Genomic DNA, 16,004 nt, shown 5'->3' on the forward strand with positions numbered 1-16,004 from the left:
CCCGCCGCGCGTGGCTGCCATTCGCGCGCCGCGCCGCCAGCTCTGCTAAAGTCCCGCCAGCTCGCCATAAGCCAGTTCGCCATAAGGAGGACATGATGCCAGCGCTGATCCCGGTGACGACGGCAGCAACGCCGGAAGAAGGTGCGCCGCCGCCCGACCGTGTGCTCGCGGGCACGCCGAGGAACCGGACATGGAACGCCTATGAAGCGCCCGATGGCCGCTTTTTCTCCGGAATCTGGGAATCGGAACCCGGCAAATGGCGGATCGAATATACCGAGGCCGAGTTCTGCCACATTCTCGAAGGCGAGAGCCGCATCGCGGGCGAGGACGGGACGCTGGTGACCGTTCGTGCTGGAGACGCCTTCGTCATACCGGAAGGTTTCAAGGGCACCTGGGAAGTGGTGACGCGCACCCGCAAGCACTACGCCATCCACCTGCCGCCAGAGAACTCACAAGAGGACTGAGATGAAAGCTGCTCTCGTCACCGGCGCCGCGCGGCGCATCGGCCGCGCCATCGCTCTGGCGCTCGCCGGGGAAGGCTACGCCGTCGCGCTCCATCACTACCAGTCCGATGCCGAGGCGGCCGGCCTCGTCCGCGAGATCGGCATGAGGGGCGGCAAGGCCGTCGCGCTGAAGGGCGACCTCGGCAATGTGGCCGATGTTTCCGCGCTCGTGCCCGACGCCGTGAGGGAACTCGGCCCCCTCACCCTTCTCGTCAACAACGCCTCTATCTTCGAGGAAGACGGGCCCGCGACCATGACGCAGGCGAGCTGGGACGCGCATATGGACACGAACCTCAGAGCGCCCGCCTTTCTCTCCCAGGCTTTCGCCGCGCAACTGCCGGACGGCGCCCGGGGCAACATCATCAACATCATCGATCAGCGGGTCTGGCGGCCCAATCCGCGCTTTCTCTCCTATACCGTGTCGAAAATGGCGCTCTGGGACCTGACGCGCCTTCTCGCGCAGGGCCTCGCCCCCCATATCCGCGTCAACGGGATCGGCCCGGGACCCACATTGGCCAATCAGCGCCAGACCGAGGCCGATTTCGCCCGCCAGACTGCGGCAACAATTCTTCGCCGCGGCACGTCGCCGGACGAGATTTGCGACGCCGTTCGGTTTATTCTCGCCGCGCCCGCCATGACCGGCCAGATGATAGCGCTCGATGGGGGCCAGCATCTCGCCTGGGAAACACCCGACGTGATCGGTATTCCTGAATGAGTTGAGAACCCCCGAAAATGAGCCAGCCCGAAAACGTCCTCCCCCTCAAGATCGCCGACGCGGCGCACTCCATCCGTCATGTCTTCGTGCGTGACCTGCTGCTCGACGCCCATATCGGCGTCTACGCCCATGAACAGAAGACCACCCAGCCCATTCGCGTGAATGTGGATCTGACGGTGCGCGAGACGGTTCATGGCGACAAGCTCGCCAATGTCGTCTGCTATGAGGAGGTGGTGAACAGCATCAAGGCGCTCGTCGCCAGCGGGCACCTCAATCTCGTGGAGACGCTCGCGGAGCGCATCGCCTCCACCTGCCTTCAGGACCCCCGCGTCAGCGTCGCGCGCGTCCGGATCGAGAAACTTTCGGCGATTCCGGAGGCCGCCAGCGTCGGCGTGGAGATCGAGCGCGCCAGACCCTCAGCCTGACGCGGGCAGCGCGGTGGGACCGGGTATCGGCCCTCCGCAAAAAGCCGCAATGGAATCAAAGCCTTGTTACTTCGGCAGGCGCGTGCGGAGCGTTTGTACACAGCGCCGCCTCGATCCGAAAATTACGATTTTCCTTGACTCGCGCTATGCTCGGGCCGCAGCGGCTATCGCGCAAAAACAAAAAAATCCTTAATATTCAAACACTTAAATTTGTCACGGATTTCGGCGTGGCGTCATAAAAGTTAACCATGACAAAGGCTTGACGAAGAACAGGCAGAATATTTCAACAAACTTATCCACAGGGGAATTTGGAGGAACCGGAAGGCTCCAGAATCGGGCTTCAACGCTGGCAGGCAGTCTTCCCGCGAGGCACGAGCCGGCCAGACGAACGCGACAAAACGGACCATGAACAGCAAGGAAGACGGCAGCAACGGATCGGGCGAAGGTGCCACCGGCCAGGGTGAAGCGCCCCGGCCGCGCGTGACCGCGGCGGAGAAGCTCATCGGCGCCGATCTCATCGCCGAAAAGGTGAAGCTGCTGCCCGACAGCCCCGGTGTCTATCGGATGTATGGCACGGGAGGCGACCTGCTCTATGTCGGCAAGGCGCGCAGCCTCAAGAAGCGCGTCTCGAATTATACGAAGCTCACCGGGCACTCGAACCGCATCGCGCGCATGATCGCATCGACTGTCGCCATGGAATTCATCACCACGGCGACGGAAACCGACGCGCTCCTCCTCGAAGCCAATCTCATCAAGAGCGGCAAGCCCCGCTACAACGTGCTGCTGCGCGACGACAAGTCGTTTCCCTACATCCTCCTCACCGGCGACCATGCCTTTCCGCAGGTGCTGAAGCATCGCGGAAGCCGCACGCGCAAGGGCGATTATTTCGGCCCGTTCGCTTCCGCAGGCGCCGTCAATGCGACGCTCAACGCGCTCCAGAAGGCGTTTCTTCTGCGCTCCTGCTCCGACAGCGTTTTCGAGAGCCGCACGCGCCCCTGCCTTCTCTACCAAATCAAGCGTTGCAGCGCCCCCTGCACCGGAGAGATCAGCGCCACGGATTATGCGGCGCTGGTCGAGGAAGCGCGCGACTTCCTGCGCGGCCGCTCGCGCAAGACGCAGAAGGAACTCGCGGCGAATATGGAGGCGGCGGCGGCCGCTCTCGATTTCGAGCGGGCCGCCATCTATCGCGACCGCATACGCGCGTTGACCCAGGTACAGCAGCATCAAGGCATCAACCCGCACACGCTGACGGAAGCCGATGTCATCGCCGCCTGGAGCGAGGGCGGCCAGACCTGCGTTCAGGTCTTCTTCTTTCGCGCCGGGCAGAACTGGGGCAACCGCGCCTATTTCCCGCGCCATGACAAGGATGTCGAAACGGAGGAAGTGCTGGATGCCTTTCTCGCGCAGTTCTACGAGGACCGGCATCCGCCGCGCCTCGTGCTGCTGAGCCATGACGTACCGGGCAGAGCGCTGCTGGCGGAAGCGCTTTCCATCATTGCGGGCCGCAAGGTCGCGGTCGGCGTTCCACGCCGTGGCGAGAAACGCGAGCTGATCGACCACGCCCTCACCAATGCGCGCGAAGCGCTCGGCCGCCGCCTCGCAGAAAGCTCCACGCAGCGAAAGCTCCTCGAAGGCGTGGCGGAGGTCTTCGGCCTCGGCGAAGCGCCGACGCGCATCGAGGTCTATGACAACAGCCATATTTCCGGCTCGAAGCCCGTCGGCGGCATGATCGTCGCAGGCCCCGAAGGCTTCATGAAGTCGCAATATCGCAAGTTCAACATCAGGAGCGACATCGAGCCCGGCGACGATTACGCGATGATGCGCGAGGTGCTGACGCGCCGCTTCACGCGCCTGCTGAAGGAATCGGGTGAAATCGCGGGCGAGGCCGAGCCCCGCCCCGGCGACGAGACGGAGGCGGCCGAGGCCGCGCACAAGGAATTTCCCGACTGGCCGGATCTCATCCTCATCGATGGCGGCGCCGGCCAGCTCAAGGTCGCCTGCGAGGTTCTGGCCGAACTCGGCATAGACAGCGTCGCCATGGTGGGCGTCGCCAAGGGTCCGGAGCGCGATGCGGGCCGCGAGCGTTTCTTCATGCCGGGCCGCGATCCCTTCATGATGGAGCCGCGCAACCCGGTTCTCTACTACCTTCAGCGCCTCCGCGACGAGGCGCATCGTTATGCAATCGGCAGCCACCGCGCCCGCCGCTCGAAGGCGATCGGCGTCAATCCGCTCGATGACGTGCCGGGCGTCGGGCCGGGGCGCAAGCGCGCGCTGCTGCGCCATTTCGGCTCGGCGCGGGCCGTCGCGCGCGCCGGGCTTGCCGATCTCGAGGCCGTGGACGGCATCAGCGCCAAGGTTGCCCGCACGATTTACGACTTCTTCCATGGGAGCCCCGAGACTTCCGGCAAATAGTGCTCCCTGCGGCTGACATACCGCGCAGCTTTGCTATGCTGCCACGACAAGGAGAATCCCCTGCCGGGAAGAGGCGCGAATGCCCACCAGCCTGCCCAATCTGCTGACTTATGCCCGCATCGCGATGGTGCCGGCCGTCGTCGCCTGTTTCTATTTCGACGGCGACGCCGCGCGCTGGTGGGCGCTGGCGATCTTCGTGCTGGCGGGCATCACCGATTTCTTCGACGGCTATCTCGCGCGCGCATGGGCGCAGCAGTCGAACCTCGGGCGGATGCTTGATCCGATCGCCGACAAATTGCTCGTCGCGGCCGTTCTACTCGTGCTCACACGGGCGGGCACCATCGCCGGCTGGTCGCTCTGGGCGGCGCTCGTCATTCTCTGCCGCGAGATTCTCGTTTCGGGCCTGCGCGAATTTCTGGCGGAAGTGCGCGTGAGCGTGCCCGTGTCGCAGCTTGCGAAGTGGAAGACCGCGATCCAGATGATCGCCATCGCCTTTCTTCTTGCGGGTCCGGCGGGCGACAAGCTCATCCCCGGCATCACCGAAACGGGCATCGCCCTTCTCTGGGCAGCGGCGATCCTGACGCTCTATACGGGCTATGATTACTTCAAGGCGGGCATCGGCCATCTGACCGGACCGGTCAAGACAGCCGATCCGCGCAGAGCCGCCGGACAGGACGGCAAGCCGTGAAAATCCTTTACTTCGCCTGGGTGCGCCAGAAGGTCGGCACCCCGGAGGAAGAGATTGCGCTTCCGGACGGGCTCGGCGATGTCGCCGCCCTCATCGACTGGCTGAAGACGCGCGGACCCGGCTATGAAGCGGCGTTTGAAAATCTGGACCTCATCCGCGTCGCCGTCGATCAGGCACATGTGGATTTCGATGCAAGCATCGAACGCGCGGAGGAAATCGCCTTCTTTCCACCCGTCACCGGCGGCTGAGAGAGACCCATGATCCGGGTGCAGACCGAGGATTTCGACATCGGAGCAGAAATGGCCCGCCTCCTGCGCGGCCGCACCGATATCGGCGCGCTGGTGAGCTTCACGGGCCTCGTGCGCGACGTGACGGGCGACGCCTCCGTCTCCTCGATGGAGCTCGAGCACTATCCGGGCATGACGGAGCGCGAGCTTGCGCGGATCGAGGCAGAGGCCAATGCGCGCTGGCGCCTTCAGGCGAGCCTGATCGTCCATCGCGTCGGCGAGCTCGCGCCGGGCGACAATATCGTGCTCGTGATCACCGCTTCCGCGCATCGGGAGGATGCCTTCAGGGCGGCGGAATTCCTGATGGATTATCTCAAGACCCGCGCCCCGCTCTGGAAACGGGAAGCGGGGCCCGAAGGCGCCCGCTGGGTCGAGGCGCGCGCCAGCGACGATGTGGCGGCGGCGAAATGGGACGAAAAAGGCGGCTGAGTTTCCTCAGCCGCCTGGTTCAGATTCCCTGGGCCTTGCGCTTATGCGCGGGCCGCAACCGGCGCGCCGCCACGCACTTCAGCCGTGTAATCCTCGAAGAGCTTCGCGGTGATCGCGCCCGGCGTGAAGCGGTGGGGTCCGATCTCGCCCACCGGCGTGACTTCCGCCGCCGAGCCAGTGATGAAGCATTCACTGAAGGAGGAAAGCTCCTCCGGCAAGATGTGGCGCTCGATGACCTCGATACCGCGCCGCTTCGCAAGCTCGATCACGGTCTGGCGCGTGATGCCGTTGAGGAAACAATCCGGGGTCGGCGTATGGATGACGCCGTCCTTGATGAAGAAGATGTTGGCGCCCGTCGCCTCGGCCACATAGCCGCGATAGTCGAGCATCATCGCATCGGCATAGCCGTTGTTCTCGGCCGCATGCTTGGAGATGGTGCAGATCATGTAGAGGCCGGCGGCCTTCGCGTGAGAGGGCGCCGTCTCCGGCGAGGGACGCTTGTACTTCGCGATGTCGAGGCGGATGCCCTTCTTGCGCTGCTCGGGGTCGAAATAGGAAGGCCATTCCCAGGCCGCGACCGCGAAATTGATCCTGTTCTTCTGCGCCGAGACGCCCATCGCCTCGCTGCCGCGCCAGGCGACCGGGCGCACATAGCCGTCAACGAGGTTCTGCGCCTTCAGCGCGGTGCGGCACGCCTCGTCGATTTCCTCGACCGAATATGGGATCTTGAAACCCATGACCTCGGCCGAATTGATGAGCCGTTCGGAATGTTCGCGCAGCTTGAAAATCTTGCCATTATAGGCCCGGCAGCCCTCGAAGACGCAGCTTGCATAGTGGAGGCCATGGGTCAGTACGTGCACCTTGGCATCGGCCCAGGGAACGAGCTCCCCGTTGAACCAGATAAAGCCGTCGCGTTTGTCGAAAGGAATGTCTGCCATGTGCGTGTTCCTGTTCCGCCGCCTACGTTCGGTGATTAAAAGCTGTCTGGCTGGCCACTTTGCCCCCGATGGGGTCCCGCGAAAACAGATAGTATTCGGAGATTCGACCGGCCACGTTCTGTCTGATCTCTTGGCGGTAGGAAAACACTAACATGGCCGGAAAAAATATGTCAACATGGCTGACATAAATTTATGAGCAAGACCAGAATTATTGGAAAAGAGCGCCCCTCCGCTCCGCCGGAGCCGCAGAAAGCCGTGCCTCCCGATGCGGACGAGCCGATCATGGAGGCGATCGAGCTTCTCTTCTTCGGCTACCGCGATTTCGTTAGCGATCCCGATGTGATCCTCACATCGTATGAGTTCGGCCGCGCCCACCACCGCGTCGTCCACTTCGTCGGGCGCAACCCCGGCATCACGGTCGCCGAACTGCTGAGCATTCTGCTCATCACCAAGCAGAGCCTCGCCCGCGTGCTGCGCCAGTTGATCGAGCGCGGTTTCATCGAGCAGAAGACGGGCGAGAAGGATCGCCGTCAGCGCCGCCTCTACCTCACCGCCGCCGGGCTCGATCTCTGGCGGCGCCTGCTGGAGCCGCAGCACAGGCGCGTGCGGCGCGCCTTCGCGGCGGCCGGCCCGAACGCCGAGCGCGCATGGCGCGACGTGCTGCTCGCGCTTCTCGACGAGGAACACCGGCCCGAGGTCGAGCATGTCATCGCCAAGGACGCATCGCCCGAAGGCACGAAGGATCGGAAATGAACGAAAGCGCGGTGAACCCCGCTTCCCCCGGCGCGCAGCAACAAAAAGCCGCAACGCCCGGCACCCCGCCCGCCGAGGATGCGCCGCATATTCTCGTCGTCGACGATGACCGGCGCATTCGCGAGCTTCTGAAGCGCTATCTCGCGGATAATGGCTACCGGGTGACGACGGCGGAAAACGCCGCCGAGGCGCGCGCGAAACTCGCCGGTCTCGCCTTCGACCTGCTCGTGCTCGACGTCATGATGCCGGGCGAGAGCGGGCTCGAACTCACGGCCTCGCTCCGGCGCTCGTCGAGCGTGCCGATCCTCATGCTGACAGCGCGGGGCGAGACGAGCGATCGCATCGAAGGGCTCGAGCATGGCGCCGACGACTATCTCGCCAAGCCATTCGAGCCGCGCGAACTCCTGCTGCGCATCGGCACCATTCTCCGCCGCGCCATGACACCGGGAAGCAGGGCCGACGAAATCTCGCTCGGCGAATGCCGCTTCGATCCGGTGCGAGGCGAGCTTCGGCGCGGCGACGAGATCGTCCGTCTCACCACGCGCGAAGTGCAGCTTCTGCGCATCTTCGCCACGCATCCCGGCCAGCCGCTTTCCCGCCTCGACCTTTGCGACAACGAGGCGGCGGAACGCTCCATCGACGTGCAGATCAACCGGCTGCGGCGCAAGATCGAAGCCGATCCCCGCAATCCGAGCTACCTTCAGACGGTGCGCGGCGAAGGCTATGTGCTGATGCCGGACTGATCGAGGCCAGAAAATTCATGGCGTTCCGCCCCTTCCAGATCATCAAGCGCTTTCTGCCGACCGGCCTCTACTGGCGATCGCTCATCATCATCGTCGCGCCGATGGTGATCCTTCAGGCCGTCGTCACCTATGTCTTCATGGATCGCCACTGGCAGATGGTGACGGAGCGCCTCTCGCAGAACACTGTCGCCGACATGGCGCTGGTTCTCGCCGAATATGAAAGGAACCAGACGCCCGAGCAGGCCGCCGAGATCGCCATGCGCGCCAACACGTTCCTGTCGATGTCGGTGGCCTTTCTCCCCGGCGAAAACCTGCCGGACACGCCTTCGAGCAATCGCGGCCTGCTCGATCATTCGCTCTCCGACGAGATCCGCAGCCAGATCAACCGCCCCTTCTGGATCGATACGCAGCGCTACAGCGATTATGTCGACCTGCGCGTTGCCTATGATGGCGGCGTCATGCGCGTGCTGGCGCTGCGAAGCCATGTCTATGCCGCCAACTCGCATATCTTCATCGTCTGGATGGTCGGCGCATCGCTGGTGCTCATCACCGTCGCCATCCTCTTCCTCCGCAACCAGATCAGGCCGATCGAGCGGCTCGCGGAAGCGGCCGAAAGTTTCGGCACCGGACGCGACGTGCCGGCCTTCCGCCCGCAAGGCGCATCCGAAGTGCGCCGCGCCGCCCGAGCCTTCCTCCAGATGCGCGAGCGCATCCAGCGCCAGATCGAGCAGCGCACCGCCATGCTCGCCGGCGTGAGCCATGATCTGCGCACGCCGCTCACACGCTTCAAGCTGCAACTCGCCCTACTCGGCGATACGCCCGAGACCGAGGAACTGAAAGCCGATGTGCGCGAAATGGAACGGATGCTCGAGGATTACCTCGATTACGTCCGCGACCACCAGCGCGAGGAAACGGAAATCGCCGATCTCTCGGACCTTCTCGACGAAATCCGGTACGACGCGCAGCGCCGGGGCCGCGAGGTCAGGCTGGAAACGCATGGCGATCTCACGCTTCCGCTCCGGCGCAACGCCTTCAAGCGCTGCCTCACCAATATCGTCGACAATGCCTGCAAATATGCGGCGCATGTCTGGGTGACCGCCGTGCGCGACGGCGACGACATCGACATCGTGGTCGATGACGACGGCGCGGGAATTCCCGAAGATCAGCTTGAGGAAGTCTTCCGCCCCTTCTACCGGCTCGACGCGGCGCGCAATCTCGACGAAGGCGGAACGGGGCTCGGGCTTGCCATTGCGCGCGACATTGCGCGCGGCCATGGCGGCGACATTCAGCTTGCGAGGAGCCCGATGGGCGGCCTCCGCGCCGTCGTTCACGTGCCGGTATAAGGAGGCCGGCATGAGGATATAGAGGAAGCCGGCCTAGGCGGCCTGCCCGTCCTTGCGGGCGCTGCCGAAACGCGACATGGCCGCGATGAAATCTTCACCCTGCCGAAGGCGCCGGTCGAGTTCGGCCATGGTCTTCGCCTGGTCCTCGCCATCGTCGAGCCAGACACGGAAGGCTGCCGCCCAGACGAGCGCAAGGCCGCGCACGCGCAAGGCGCCGCGCAATCCCGAAGCGTCGATGCCGGCCGCCTCAAGCATCCAGCCCAGCGATTGCAGCGCAGGGCGCAGCAGCGCCGCTGCCGCCACCGGATCGCGGGCGATATCGCGCGCGATGTTCCTGAGCGCGGGCTTCTGAGGTGCCAACGCATCGAAGCGCAGCATCAGCACATCGAACAGCCGGTCGCGCGCCGCCTCTCCCGCGAGGTCCTCGGCCCCGGCGGCCGCCAGCACTTCCGCATCGATGCGCCGCGACCAGGCGGCAAGGATCGCGGCCTTGGTCGGGAAAAGCTGCGCCAGTTCCGGCAGGCCCACCTTCGCCGCCTCGGCAATATCGGCAAGCGCGAGGTCGTGCCAGCCGCGGCTCGCGGCAAGCTTCAGCGCCGCGTCGATGATCTTGTCCTCGGGGGTTTTCTTGCGTGCCATCTGCGTGCTTTGTCCTGCTCTCCCGCAGGAGAACATAGGCGCTCACGCCGGAATGCGCCACCAGCGCCGGAGCGCGACGAGCGGCCACGCGGCCGCGACAAGACCGAAGTGCCAGGCGCCTACTGGCCGAGTTCGCGCGAGCGATCGCGCGCCGCCGCCGTTGCACGCCGCAGAAGCTGCGAAAGACCGCCCTCGCCCATGAGGACATCGAGCGCCGCGGCCGTCGTTCCGCCGGGCGAGGTCACGTTCTTGCGAAGCGTGGCGGGCGTCTCGTCGAGCCTGTGGAGCATTTCCCCCGCGCCGGAAACGGTGGCGCGCGCAAGCCGGGCCGAAAGCTCCGGATCGAGGCCGAGCGCCTCGCCCGCCGCCGCCAGACATTCGGCGAGGTGGAACACATAGGCGGGGCCCGAGCCCGAAATCGCCGTCACCGCATCGATGAGCGGTTCGCTCTCGACCCAGCCCACCTCGCCCACGGCGCCGAGAAGGCTCGCCGCCTGCTCGCGCTGCTCGGCGGTCACGCGCGCATTGGCGCAGGCGACCGTGATGCCGCGCGAAACGGAAGCGGGCGTGTTCGGCATGGCACGAACGGCGTGGAGCCCGCCGCCGAGAAGTTCCTCGAGCCTCAGAAGGCTCGTCCCGGCCGCGATCGAGATGAAAAGCGTATCGGGCGAAACGAGCGCGCCAAGCTCCGGCAGCACGGCGGCCATGGATTGCGGCTTGACGGCAAGCACGACCACGGCGGGCTTGCGCGCCGCAATGTCGGCGATGGAAAAGTTGAGCGGGATACCGCGCTCGGCGATCAGCCGCGCGATCTCGGGCGATGGCGCCGGATCGCGCACGAAGACCTGACGGGGCGCAAGCCCCTGCGCGAGCCAGCCCGAAAGCAGGGCGCCGCCCATCTTGCCGGCGCCGACAAGAACGAGCGGTCGTTGCAGAACTATCGTCATGCTGGAAACCGTATCACTGCAAAATGAGGCTCAGGCTCTGCCCCGCGTCTCGAACATCGCCGCGGCGATGGCGTCCTCGGCGCTCTTGCCCGCCCAAAGGACGAACTGGATCGCCGGGTAATAGCGCTCGCAGGCCTCGACCGCCAGCCTGAGCAGGGCCTCGCATTGCTCGGGCGTCGCCGTGGCGCCGCCGCAAAGTAGCAGGCTGTTGCGATAGAGAAGCGCGCCTTCCTCCGACCAGAGATCGAAATGGCCCGACCAGAGCTGCTCGTTGATGAGGCTCAGCAGATGCCTGATCTGCGGGCGCTTCTCCGCCGGCACGCGAATGTCGAGCGTCGAGGCCACGTGCAGGCCCGAGAGATCGTTGCGCCAGTTGAGCGAGATGTGATGATCGCGCCACTCGCCGGCAACGCAGATCGTCAGTTCGTCCTCATGGCTGCGCTCGAAGATCCAGTCCCGGATCGAAGCCACCTGTTCGAGCAGATCCAGGGGATTTGCGTCGAACTCGTCTGCTTCAACGAGGGAAGCGGTCATTCTGTACCCCAAATCGGCGGCCGCAAGGGCGTGCCAGAACCCGTGATCAATATATTGTGGGTCCAGCTTCCTCGTCCCACCACCTGAACGTGACGCATGTGTTGAGTCGGCGCAACCCTTGAGGGTGCACCGGGCGCGAAAAACTGGGGATTATTCAGCCTGTAACGGAGCTTTCAGGCGTTATTCGCCGTCATTCGCCCCGTCCGCCGGTTCGGCCGTCCGCGCCGATCCCGAGCCCCGCGACTTCCGGGCAAGCTGGGCCTCGAGCGCCTCGATGCGGAGCTTCAGCGCCTCGTTCTCCTCGCGGGCGAGCCGGGCCATGTCGCGCACCGCCTCGAAATCCTCGCGCGCGACGAGATCGAGATCGGCGACGAGCCGCTCCGCCTGCGAGCGGATAAGCGTCTCGACTTCCTGACGCACGCCCTGCGCGGCGCCGGCGGCATTGGTGAACAGCCGGGCGATCTCGTCGAGAACACGGTTTTGCGTCTGGGTCATTTGGCTCTCCTTGCACCGAAGGCGCGACATTACCCCGCCCGAACCGAAAAATCGAACGGGGCGATTTGTCTCCCTCCGGCCTGCGTCTTGACACAAGGTGCGGGGCGGCGACACTGGCGCGGGCATTCCCGAGAAGACGAGGCCACATGACCGGCATCCCCTTTCCCGACATCGATCCGGTTCTGGTCCATCTCGGGCCCGTCGCCATCCGCTGGTATGCGCTGGCCTATATTGCCGGGCTCGTGCTCGGCTGGCGCTATATCCTCGCCGCCGTCGACACGCCGCGCCTCTGGGCGGGGCCCTCGCCCGTCGCCAGGCTCGAGATCGACGACGCGCTTCTCTGGGCGGCGCTCGGCGTCATCGTCGGCGGAAGGCTCGGCTACGTCCTCTTCTACAATTTCGACTATTACCTCGCGCATCCGGGCCAGATTCTCACCGTCTGGCATGGCGGCATGAGCTTTCACGGCGGCGCCTTCGGCGTGCTCGTGGCGCTCTTCATCTTCGCGCGCAGGCATGGCATCGCGCCCCTCGCCCTGATGGATCTCGCCAGCGCCGCCGCTCCCATCGGCCTCTTCTTCGGCCGCATCGCCAATTTCATCAATGCGGAACTCTGGGGCCGCGCCACCGATCTTTCCTGGGGTATCGTCTTCTGCAACGACATGATCGCCGCCGCCAATCGCGGCATCTGTCCGGCGGGCGCCATCCCTCGCCATCCGAGCCAGCTCTACGAAGCCGCGCTCGAGGGCATCGTGCTCTTTCTCGTCCTCCGCCTGCTCACGCACCGCCTCGACGCGCTGAAGCGCCCCGGCACGATCTTCGGCGCCTTCATCGTGGGATATGGCCTCTGCCGCGTCTTCGTCGAATTCTTCCGCGAACCCGATGCGCAGCTCGGCTATCTCTATGGCGGCTGGCTCACCATGGGCATGGTGCTTTCGATCCCGATGGTCCTCGCGGGCGCGCTCATCGTCTGGAAGGCGCCCATGCTCGCCCAATGGACGGCGCCGCGCTCGGCGAGGCCTTCCGCGACCGCCTCCGGACCAAAATAGGATGACGCTTCTTGCCGAGCACCTCGCCCGTCTGATCCGCACGACGGGCCCGCTGCCGCTTTCCCATTACATGGCGCTGGCGCTCGGCCATCCCGAACACGGCTACTACATGACGCGCGACCCGCTGGGCGCACGGGGCGATTTCATCACCGCGCCGGAAGTGAGCCAGATGTTCGGCGAGCTTCTCGGCCTATGGATCGCCGACACGTGGTTCGCGCAGGGGCGCCCCTCTCCCTTCATCCTTTGCGAGCTTGGGCCGGGGCGCGGCACGCTGATGGCGGATGCGCTGCGCGCGCTTCGCTCCGTCCCCGGTATTCTCGATGCCGCGCGCCTTCATCTCGTCGAGACGAGCCCTGCGCTCAGGACCGAGCAGGCCGTGCGCCTGCCCCATGCGACATGGCACGACCGCTTCGACGGCGTGCCGCCGGGGCCTCTCTTCCTCATCGCCAACGAGTTCTTCGACGCGCTTCCGATCTCGCAATTCATCCGCACTAAACAGGGCTGGTGCGAACGCCATGTCGCCTTGCGCGAGGCGGATGGCGACGGCCCCGCCTTCGCCCCCGTGCTCGCGCCCGTGCCGCTCGCATCCGATGCCGTGCTGCCGCTGGCCATGCGCGATGCGCCGGTGGGAAGCATCGCCGAAATCTCGCCCGCCTCTGCCGCCATCGCCGAGGCGATCGCGACCCGCATAGCCGAGCATGGCGGCGCGGCCCTCGTCATCGACTACGGCCATGCGAGGAGCGCGCCGGGGGACACGCTGCAGGCGCTCCGCGCACATCGTTTCGCCGACCCCTTCGAGGCGCCCGGCGAGGCCGACATCACCGCTCATGTCGATTTCGAGGAACTGGCCCATGCCGCGAGGCGCGGCGGCGCCACCGCGCATGGCCCCGTCGAGCAGGGAGCCTTCCTGAAGACGCTTGGCATCGAGGCGCGGGCAGCAGCGCTGAAATCCCGCGCGACACCGAAACAGGCCCATGACATCGACACCGCGCTTCACCGGTTGACCGCGAGCGAAGAGATGGGCAGCCTCTTCAAGGTTCTTGCGTTCACGCCGACTGCCGCTCCCTCGCCCGCCGGTTTTCCTGAACCCCGGGAGCCTCATTGAGGAACGACACATGCTCACCGCAAAGCCTCTCGACGTTCTGCCTCATGTGAGACATGGCTTCTTCACGCGCGAGGGCGGGGTTTCGACCGGCATCTATGCGACGCTGAATTGCGGCTACGGATCGAATGACGATCCAGGCGCCGTCAGGGAAAACCGCGCCCGCGTCGCGCGCGCGCTCGGCAGCGAGCCTGAAAGCCTCCTCACCGTCTATCAGGTGCATAGCGCAAGCGTGATCCGCGTCACCTCGCTCTGGGAGCATGGAAGCGCGCCGCAGGCCGATGCGATGGTGACGGACGAACCATTGATCGCGCTCGGCATCCTCACCGCCGATTGCGCGCCTGTTCTCTTCGCCGATGAAAAGGCGCGCGTCATCGGCGCGGCCCATGCAGGCTGGAAAGGGGCGCTCACCGGCGTGCTTGAAGCGACCGTCGAGGCCATGTCGGTGCTCGGCGCGCACCGCTCGCGCATCGTCGCCGCCATCGGCCCCTGCATCTCGCGCGATGCCTATGAGGTCGGGCCCGAATTCCGCGAACGCTTCATCGAGGCCGCCCGCGCCAATGAGCGCTGGTTCATCCCCTCCTCGCGCGAAGGCCATTTCATGTTCGACCTTCCGGCCTTCGTCGCGGCGCGGCTCGAAGAAGCCGGCGTCGGCGCCGTGGCGACGCTCGGCCTTTGCACTTACGCGGACGAAAAACGCTTCTTCTCCTATCGCCGCACCACCCATCGCGGCGAAAGCGACTACGGCCGGCAGATTTCAGCCATCGCGCTCCGCCCCGACGCCTGAGACGAACCGCTCCCGGAGCATGCGGCGCGTGATACCCTTGTGTCATGCGAATCGCTCACCTCTCTCCGGGGCGGCGCTCATGCCCATGACGAAACCGAGAACGGCCAGAACGCGCAGGCCCGGCGGCCTCGCGGCGGCCATCGCCGTTCTCGTGCTCGCAGGCTGCGCGGAGGCGACCGCGCCCGCATCGCGGGCGAACCAGACCCCGCAGACGAGCGAGGCTCCACGGACAAGCGAAGCGGCGACCTTCCGCCCCTCGGAACCCGCGAGCGAGACGGCCACGAAGGTGCGCATCGCCGCGCTCGGCGAGGCAAGCGCCGACAGGGCCCGGCTACTTGGCGAGCTTCTGCGCCGCCGATCCGGCGCATGGCCTGCGGCCGAGATCGCCGGCGTGCTCGACGCGGCCTCCCTTCCCCGCGGCCTTTATGCGGTCGCCGTGCTCGATCTCAGGGATGCGCATGGCGCGCGCCTCCACCGGATCGTCGAAGACGAAAGATTTGAACGCGGCGACGCGGGCGCGCTCGCCGATGAAGACATAGAGCGTCTTGCCGCGAGACTGGCGACGAGGCTCGCCCTCTGGCGCTCGCCCACCTCGATCGACTTTGCCGCCGACGAGGCGCTGGCGCGGCCGATCTTCGCGGAGGCCGCCGCCATGGACCATCGCGGCTCGGACGCGCTCAGCACAGGCAGCATTGCGCTGCAGGAGAGCCGCAGTCCGAAGCTCCGTTTCGATATCGCCGTCGACCCGGCCCCCGGCGACGGTGCGGAGGCGCTGACGAGAGCGCTCGCCGATGCCCTCGCCCGCCGCGCTCCTGCGGCGGATTGGGGCTGCGGCTGCTACCGGCTGCACGGCAAGGTTGCCATCGCCACCGCCGAGGCAGGCCGGACGTCAGTCCGCATCGACTGGCTCGTTGCATCCGGGGATGGCAGGCCGATTGGCGAAATCACCCAGTCGAGGCTGCTTTCGCCCGAAAGCATCGCCGCGCGCTGGGGCAAAATCGCCGATGAAGCCGCCGAAACGGCGGCGGAGGGGGTTCTCGCCGTTGTCCTTCCCTCGGGCGGCCGGGAGGCGGGCAGAAGCTGAGTAAAATCCCGGCCGGAACGCCGGACATATCGCCCACCCCCGTCCGGGCGCCTGTTTACAGGCACGAAACGCCTTGTTACAACCCGCTCGCGCCGTCGCGCGGGTGTCACAATCAGTGCGGTACCAGAGGGATT

19 protein-coding genes are annotated in these 16,004 nt (G+C 65.8%); 14 read left to right on the plus strand and 5 right to left on the minus strand.

The genetic code is table 11. The features are described from left to right. The first annotated feature begins 92 nt into the window (after window positions 1-92). From PKA57_RS07880 to moaE, 7 genes are all read left to right on the plus strand, one after another. Window positions 93-464, plus strand: coding sequence for a cupin domain-containing protein (locus PKA57_RS07880; RefSeq protein WP_324299412.1), 372 nt, complete (start codon window positions 93-95; stop codon window positions 462-464). A 1-nt stretch (window position 465) separates the two neighbouring features. Then, on the plus strand, window positions 466-1,218 hold the full coding sequence (locus tag PKA57_RS07885; protein ID WP_324299260.1) for an SDR family oxidoreductase: 753 nt from the start codon (window positions 466-468) through the stop codon (window positions 1,216-1,218). Between the two features lie 17 nt (window positions 1,219-1,235). After that, the gene (folB, locus tag PKA57_RS07890) at window positions 1,236-1,643 is read left to right on the plus strand and encodes a dihydroneopterin aldolase (RefSeq protein WP_324299262.1); all 408 of its coding nucleotides are present in this window, start codon (window positions 1,236-1,238) and stop codon (window positions 1,641-1,643) included. Window positions 1,644-2,048: 405 nt separating this feature from the next. Next, window positions 2,049-4,055 (plus strand): excinuclease ABC subunit UvrC, encoded by a 2,007-nt coding sequence (uvrC, locus tag PKA57_RS07895; protein WP_324299264.1) that lies wholly within the window; start codon window positions 2,049-2,051, stop codon window positions 4,053-4,055. A 79-nt stretch (window positions 4,056-4,134) separates the two neighbouring features. Further along, on the plus strand, window positions 4,135-4,743 hold the full coding sequence (gene pgsA / locus PKA57_RS07900; RefSeq protein ID WP_324299266.1) for a CDP-diacylglycerol--glycerol-3-phosphate 3-phosphatidyltransferase: 609 nt from the start codon (window positions 4,135-4,137) through the stop codon (window positions 4,741-4,743). Next, complete coding sequence (moaD, locus tag PKA57_RS07905; protein ID WP_324299268.1) at window positions 4,740-4,991, plus strand: molybdopterin converting factor subunit 1; 252 nt, start codon at window positions 4,740-4,742, stop codon at window positions 4,989-4,991. Before pgsA ends, moaD begins: the two co-directional genes overlap by 4 nt. A gap of 9 nt (window positions 4,992-5,000) precedes the next feature. Beyond that, window positions 5,001-5,459: a molybdopterin synthase catalytic subunit MoaE gene (moaE, locus tag PKA57_RS07910; protein ID WP_324299270.1), complete on the plus strand. Its 459-nt coding sequence runs from the start codon at window positions 5,001-5,003 to the stop codon at window positions 5,457-5,459. A gap of 41 nt (window positions 5,460-5,500) precedes the next feature. Here the strand turns inward: moaE and PKA57_RS07915 are convergent, their stop codons facing one another. Further along, window positions 5,501-6,397 (minus strand): branched-chain amino acid aminotransferase, encoded by an 897-nt coding sequence (locus tag PKA57_RS07915; protein ID WP_324299272.1) that lies wholly within the window; start codon window positions 6,395-6,397, stop codon window positions 5,501-5,503. Window positions 6,398-6,589: 192 nt separating this feature from the next. Between PKA57_RS07915 and PKA57_RS07920 the strand changes: the two genes are divergently transcribed. The 3 genes from PKA57_RS07920 to PKA57_RS07930 are packed head-to-tail and all read left to right on the plus strand — an operon-like array spanning window position 6,590 to window position 9,236. Beyond that, complete coding sequence (locus PKA57_RS07920) at window positions 6,590-7,150, plus strand: MarR family transcriptional regulator (RefSeq protein WP_324299274.1); 561 nt, start codon at window positions 6,590-6,592, stop codon at window positions 7,148-7,150. Next, entirely contained in the window at window positions 7,147-7,893 is a 747-nt protein-coding gene (locus tag PKA57_RS07925; protein ID WP_324299276.1) for a response regulator, read from the plus strand. Before PKA57_RS07920 ends, PKA57_RS07925 begins: the two co-directional genes overlap by 4 nt. 17 nt (window positions 7,894-7,910) lie before the next feature. Further along, window positions 7,911-9,236 carry an ATP-binding protein gene (locus tag PKA57_RS07930; RefSeq protein WP_324299278.1) on the plus strand — a complete coding sequence of 442 codons (1,326 nt, stop codon included), beginning with the start codon at window positions 7,911-7,913 and terminating at the stop codon, window positions 9,234-9,236. A 33-nt stretch (window positions 9,237-9,269) separates the two neighbouring features. Here the strand turns inward: PKA57_RS07930 and PKA57_RS07935 are convergent, their stop codons facing one another. The 4 genes from PKA57_RS07935 to PKA57_RS07950 all read right to left on the minus strand — a co-directional run bounded on the left by PKA57_RS07935 (window position 9,270) and on the right by PKA57_RS07950 (window position 11,851). Beyond that, entirely contained in the window at window positions 9,270-9,875 is a 606-nt protein-coding gene (locus PKA57_RS07935; protein ID WP_324299280.1) for a helix-turn-helix domain-containing protein, read from the minus strand. A gap of 119 nt (window positions 9,876-9,994) precedes the next feature. Continuing rightward, window positions 9,995-10,822 carry a pyrroline-5-carboxylate reductase gene (proC, locus tag PKA57_RS07940; protein ID WP_324299282.1) on the minus strand — a complete coding sequence of 276 codons (828 nt, stop codon included), beginning with the start codon at window positions 10,820-10,822 and terminating at the stop codon, window positions 9,995-9,997. A gap of 30 nt (window positions 10,823-10,852) precedes the next feature. Then, complete coding sequence (locus tag PKA57_RS07945; protein ID WP_324299284.1) at window positions 10,853-11,356, minus strand: YbjN domain-containing protein; 504 nt, start codon at window positions 11,354-11,356, stop codon at window positions 10,853-10,855. 180 nt (window positions 11,357-11,536) lie between these two features. Beyond that, window positions 11,537-11,851: an accessory factor UbiK family protein gene (locus PKA57_RS07950; RefSeq protein ID WP_324299286.1), complete on the minus strand. Its 315-nt coding sequence runs from the start codon at window positions 11,849-11,851 to the stop codon at window positions 11,537-11,539. Window positions 11,852-11,997: 146 nt separating this feature from the next. Between PKA57_RS07950 and lgt the strand changes: the two genes are divergently transcribed. The 4 genes from lgt (at window position 11,998) to PKA57_RS07970 (ending at window position 15,870) form a co-directional block, all read left to right on the plus strand. Then, window positions 11,998-12,897, plus strand: a complete 900-nt coding sequence (lgt, locus tag PKA57_RS07955; protein WP_324299288.1) for a prolipoprotein diacylglyceryl transferase — start codon at window positions 11,998-12,000, stop codon at window positions 12,895-12,897. A gap of 1 nt (window position 12,898) precedes the next feature. Then, complete coding sequence (locus tag PKA57_RS07960) at window positions 12,899-14,002, plus strand: SAM-dependent methyltransferase (protein ID WP_324299290.1); 1,104 nt, start codon at window positions 12,899-12,901, stop codon at window positions 14,000-14,002. Window positions 14,003-14,012: 10 nt separating this feature from the next. Beyond that, window positions 14,013-14,786: a peptidoglycan editing factor PgeF gene (pgeF, locus tag PKA57_RS07965; RefSeq protein WP_324299292.1), complete on the plus strand. Its 774-nt coding sequence runs from the start codon at window positions 14,013-14,015 to the stop codon at window positions 14,784-14,786. 85 nt (window positions 14,787-14,871) lie between these two features. After that, a complete protein-coding gene (locus tag PKA57_RS07970) occupies window positions 14,872-15,870 on the plus strand; it encodes a hypothetical protein (protein WP_324299294.1) in 999 nt (332 codons plus the stop codon). Window positions 15,871-16,004 lie beyond the last annotated feature (134 nt).

This window comes from Parvibaculum sp., assembly GCF_035325945.1.
Classification (GTDB): domain Bacteria; phylum Pseudomonadota; class Alphaproteobacteria; order Parvibaculales; family Parvibaculaceae; genus Parvibaculum.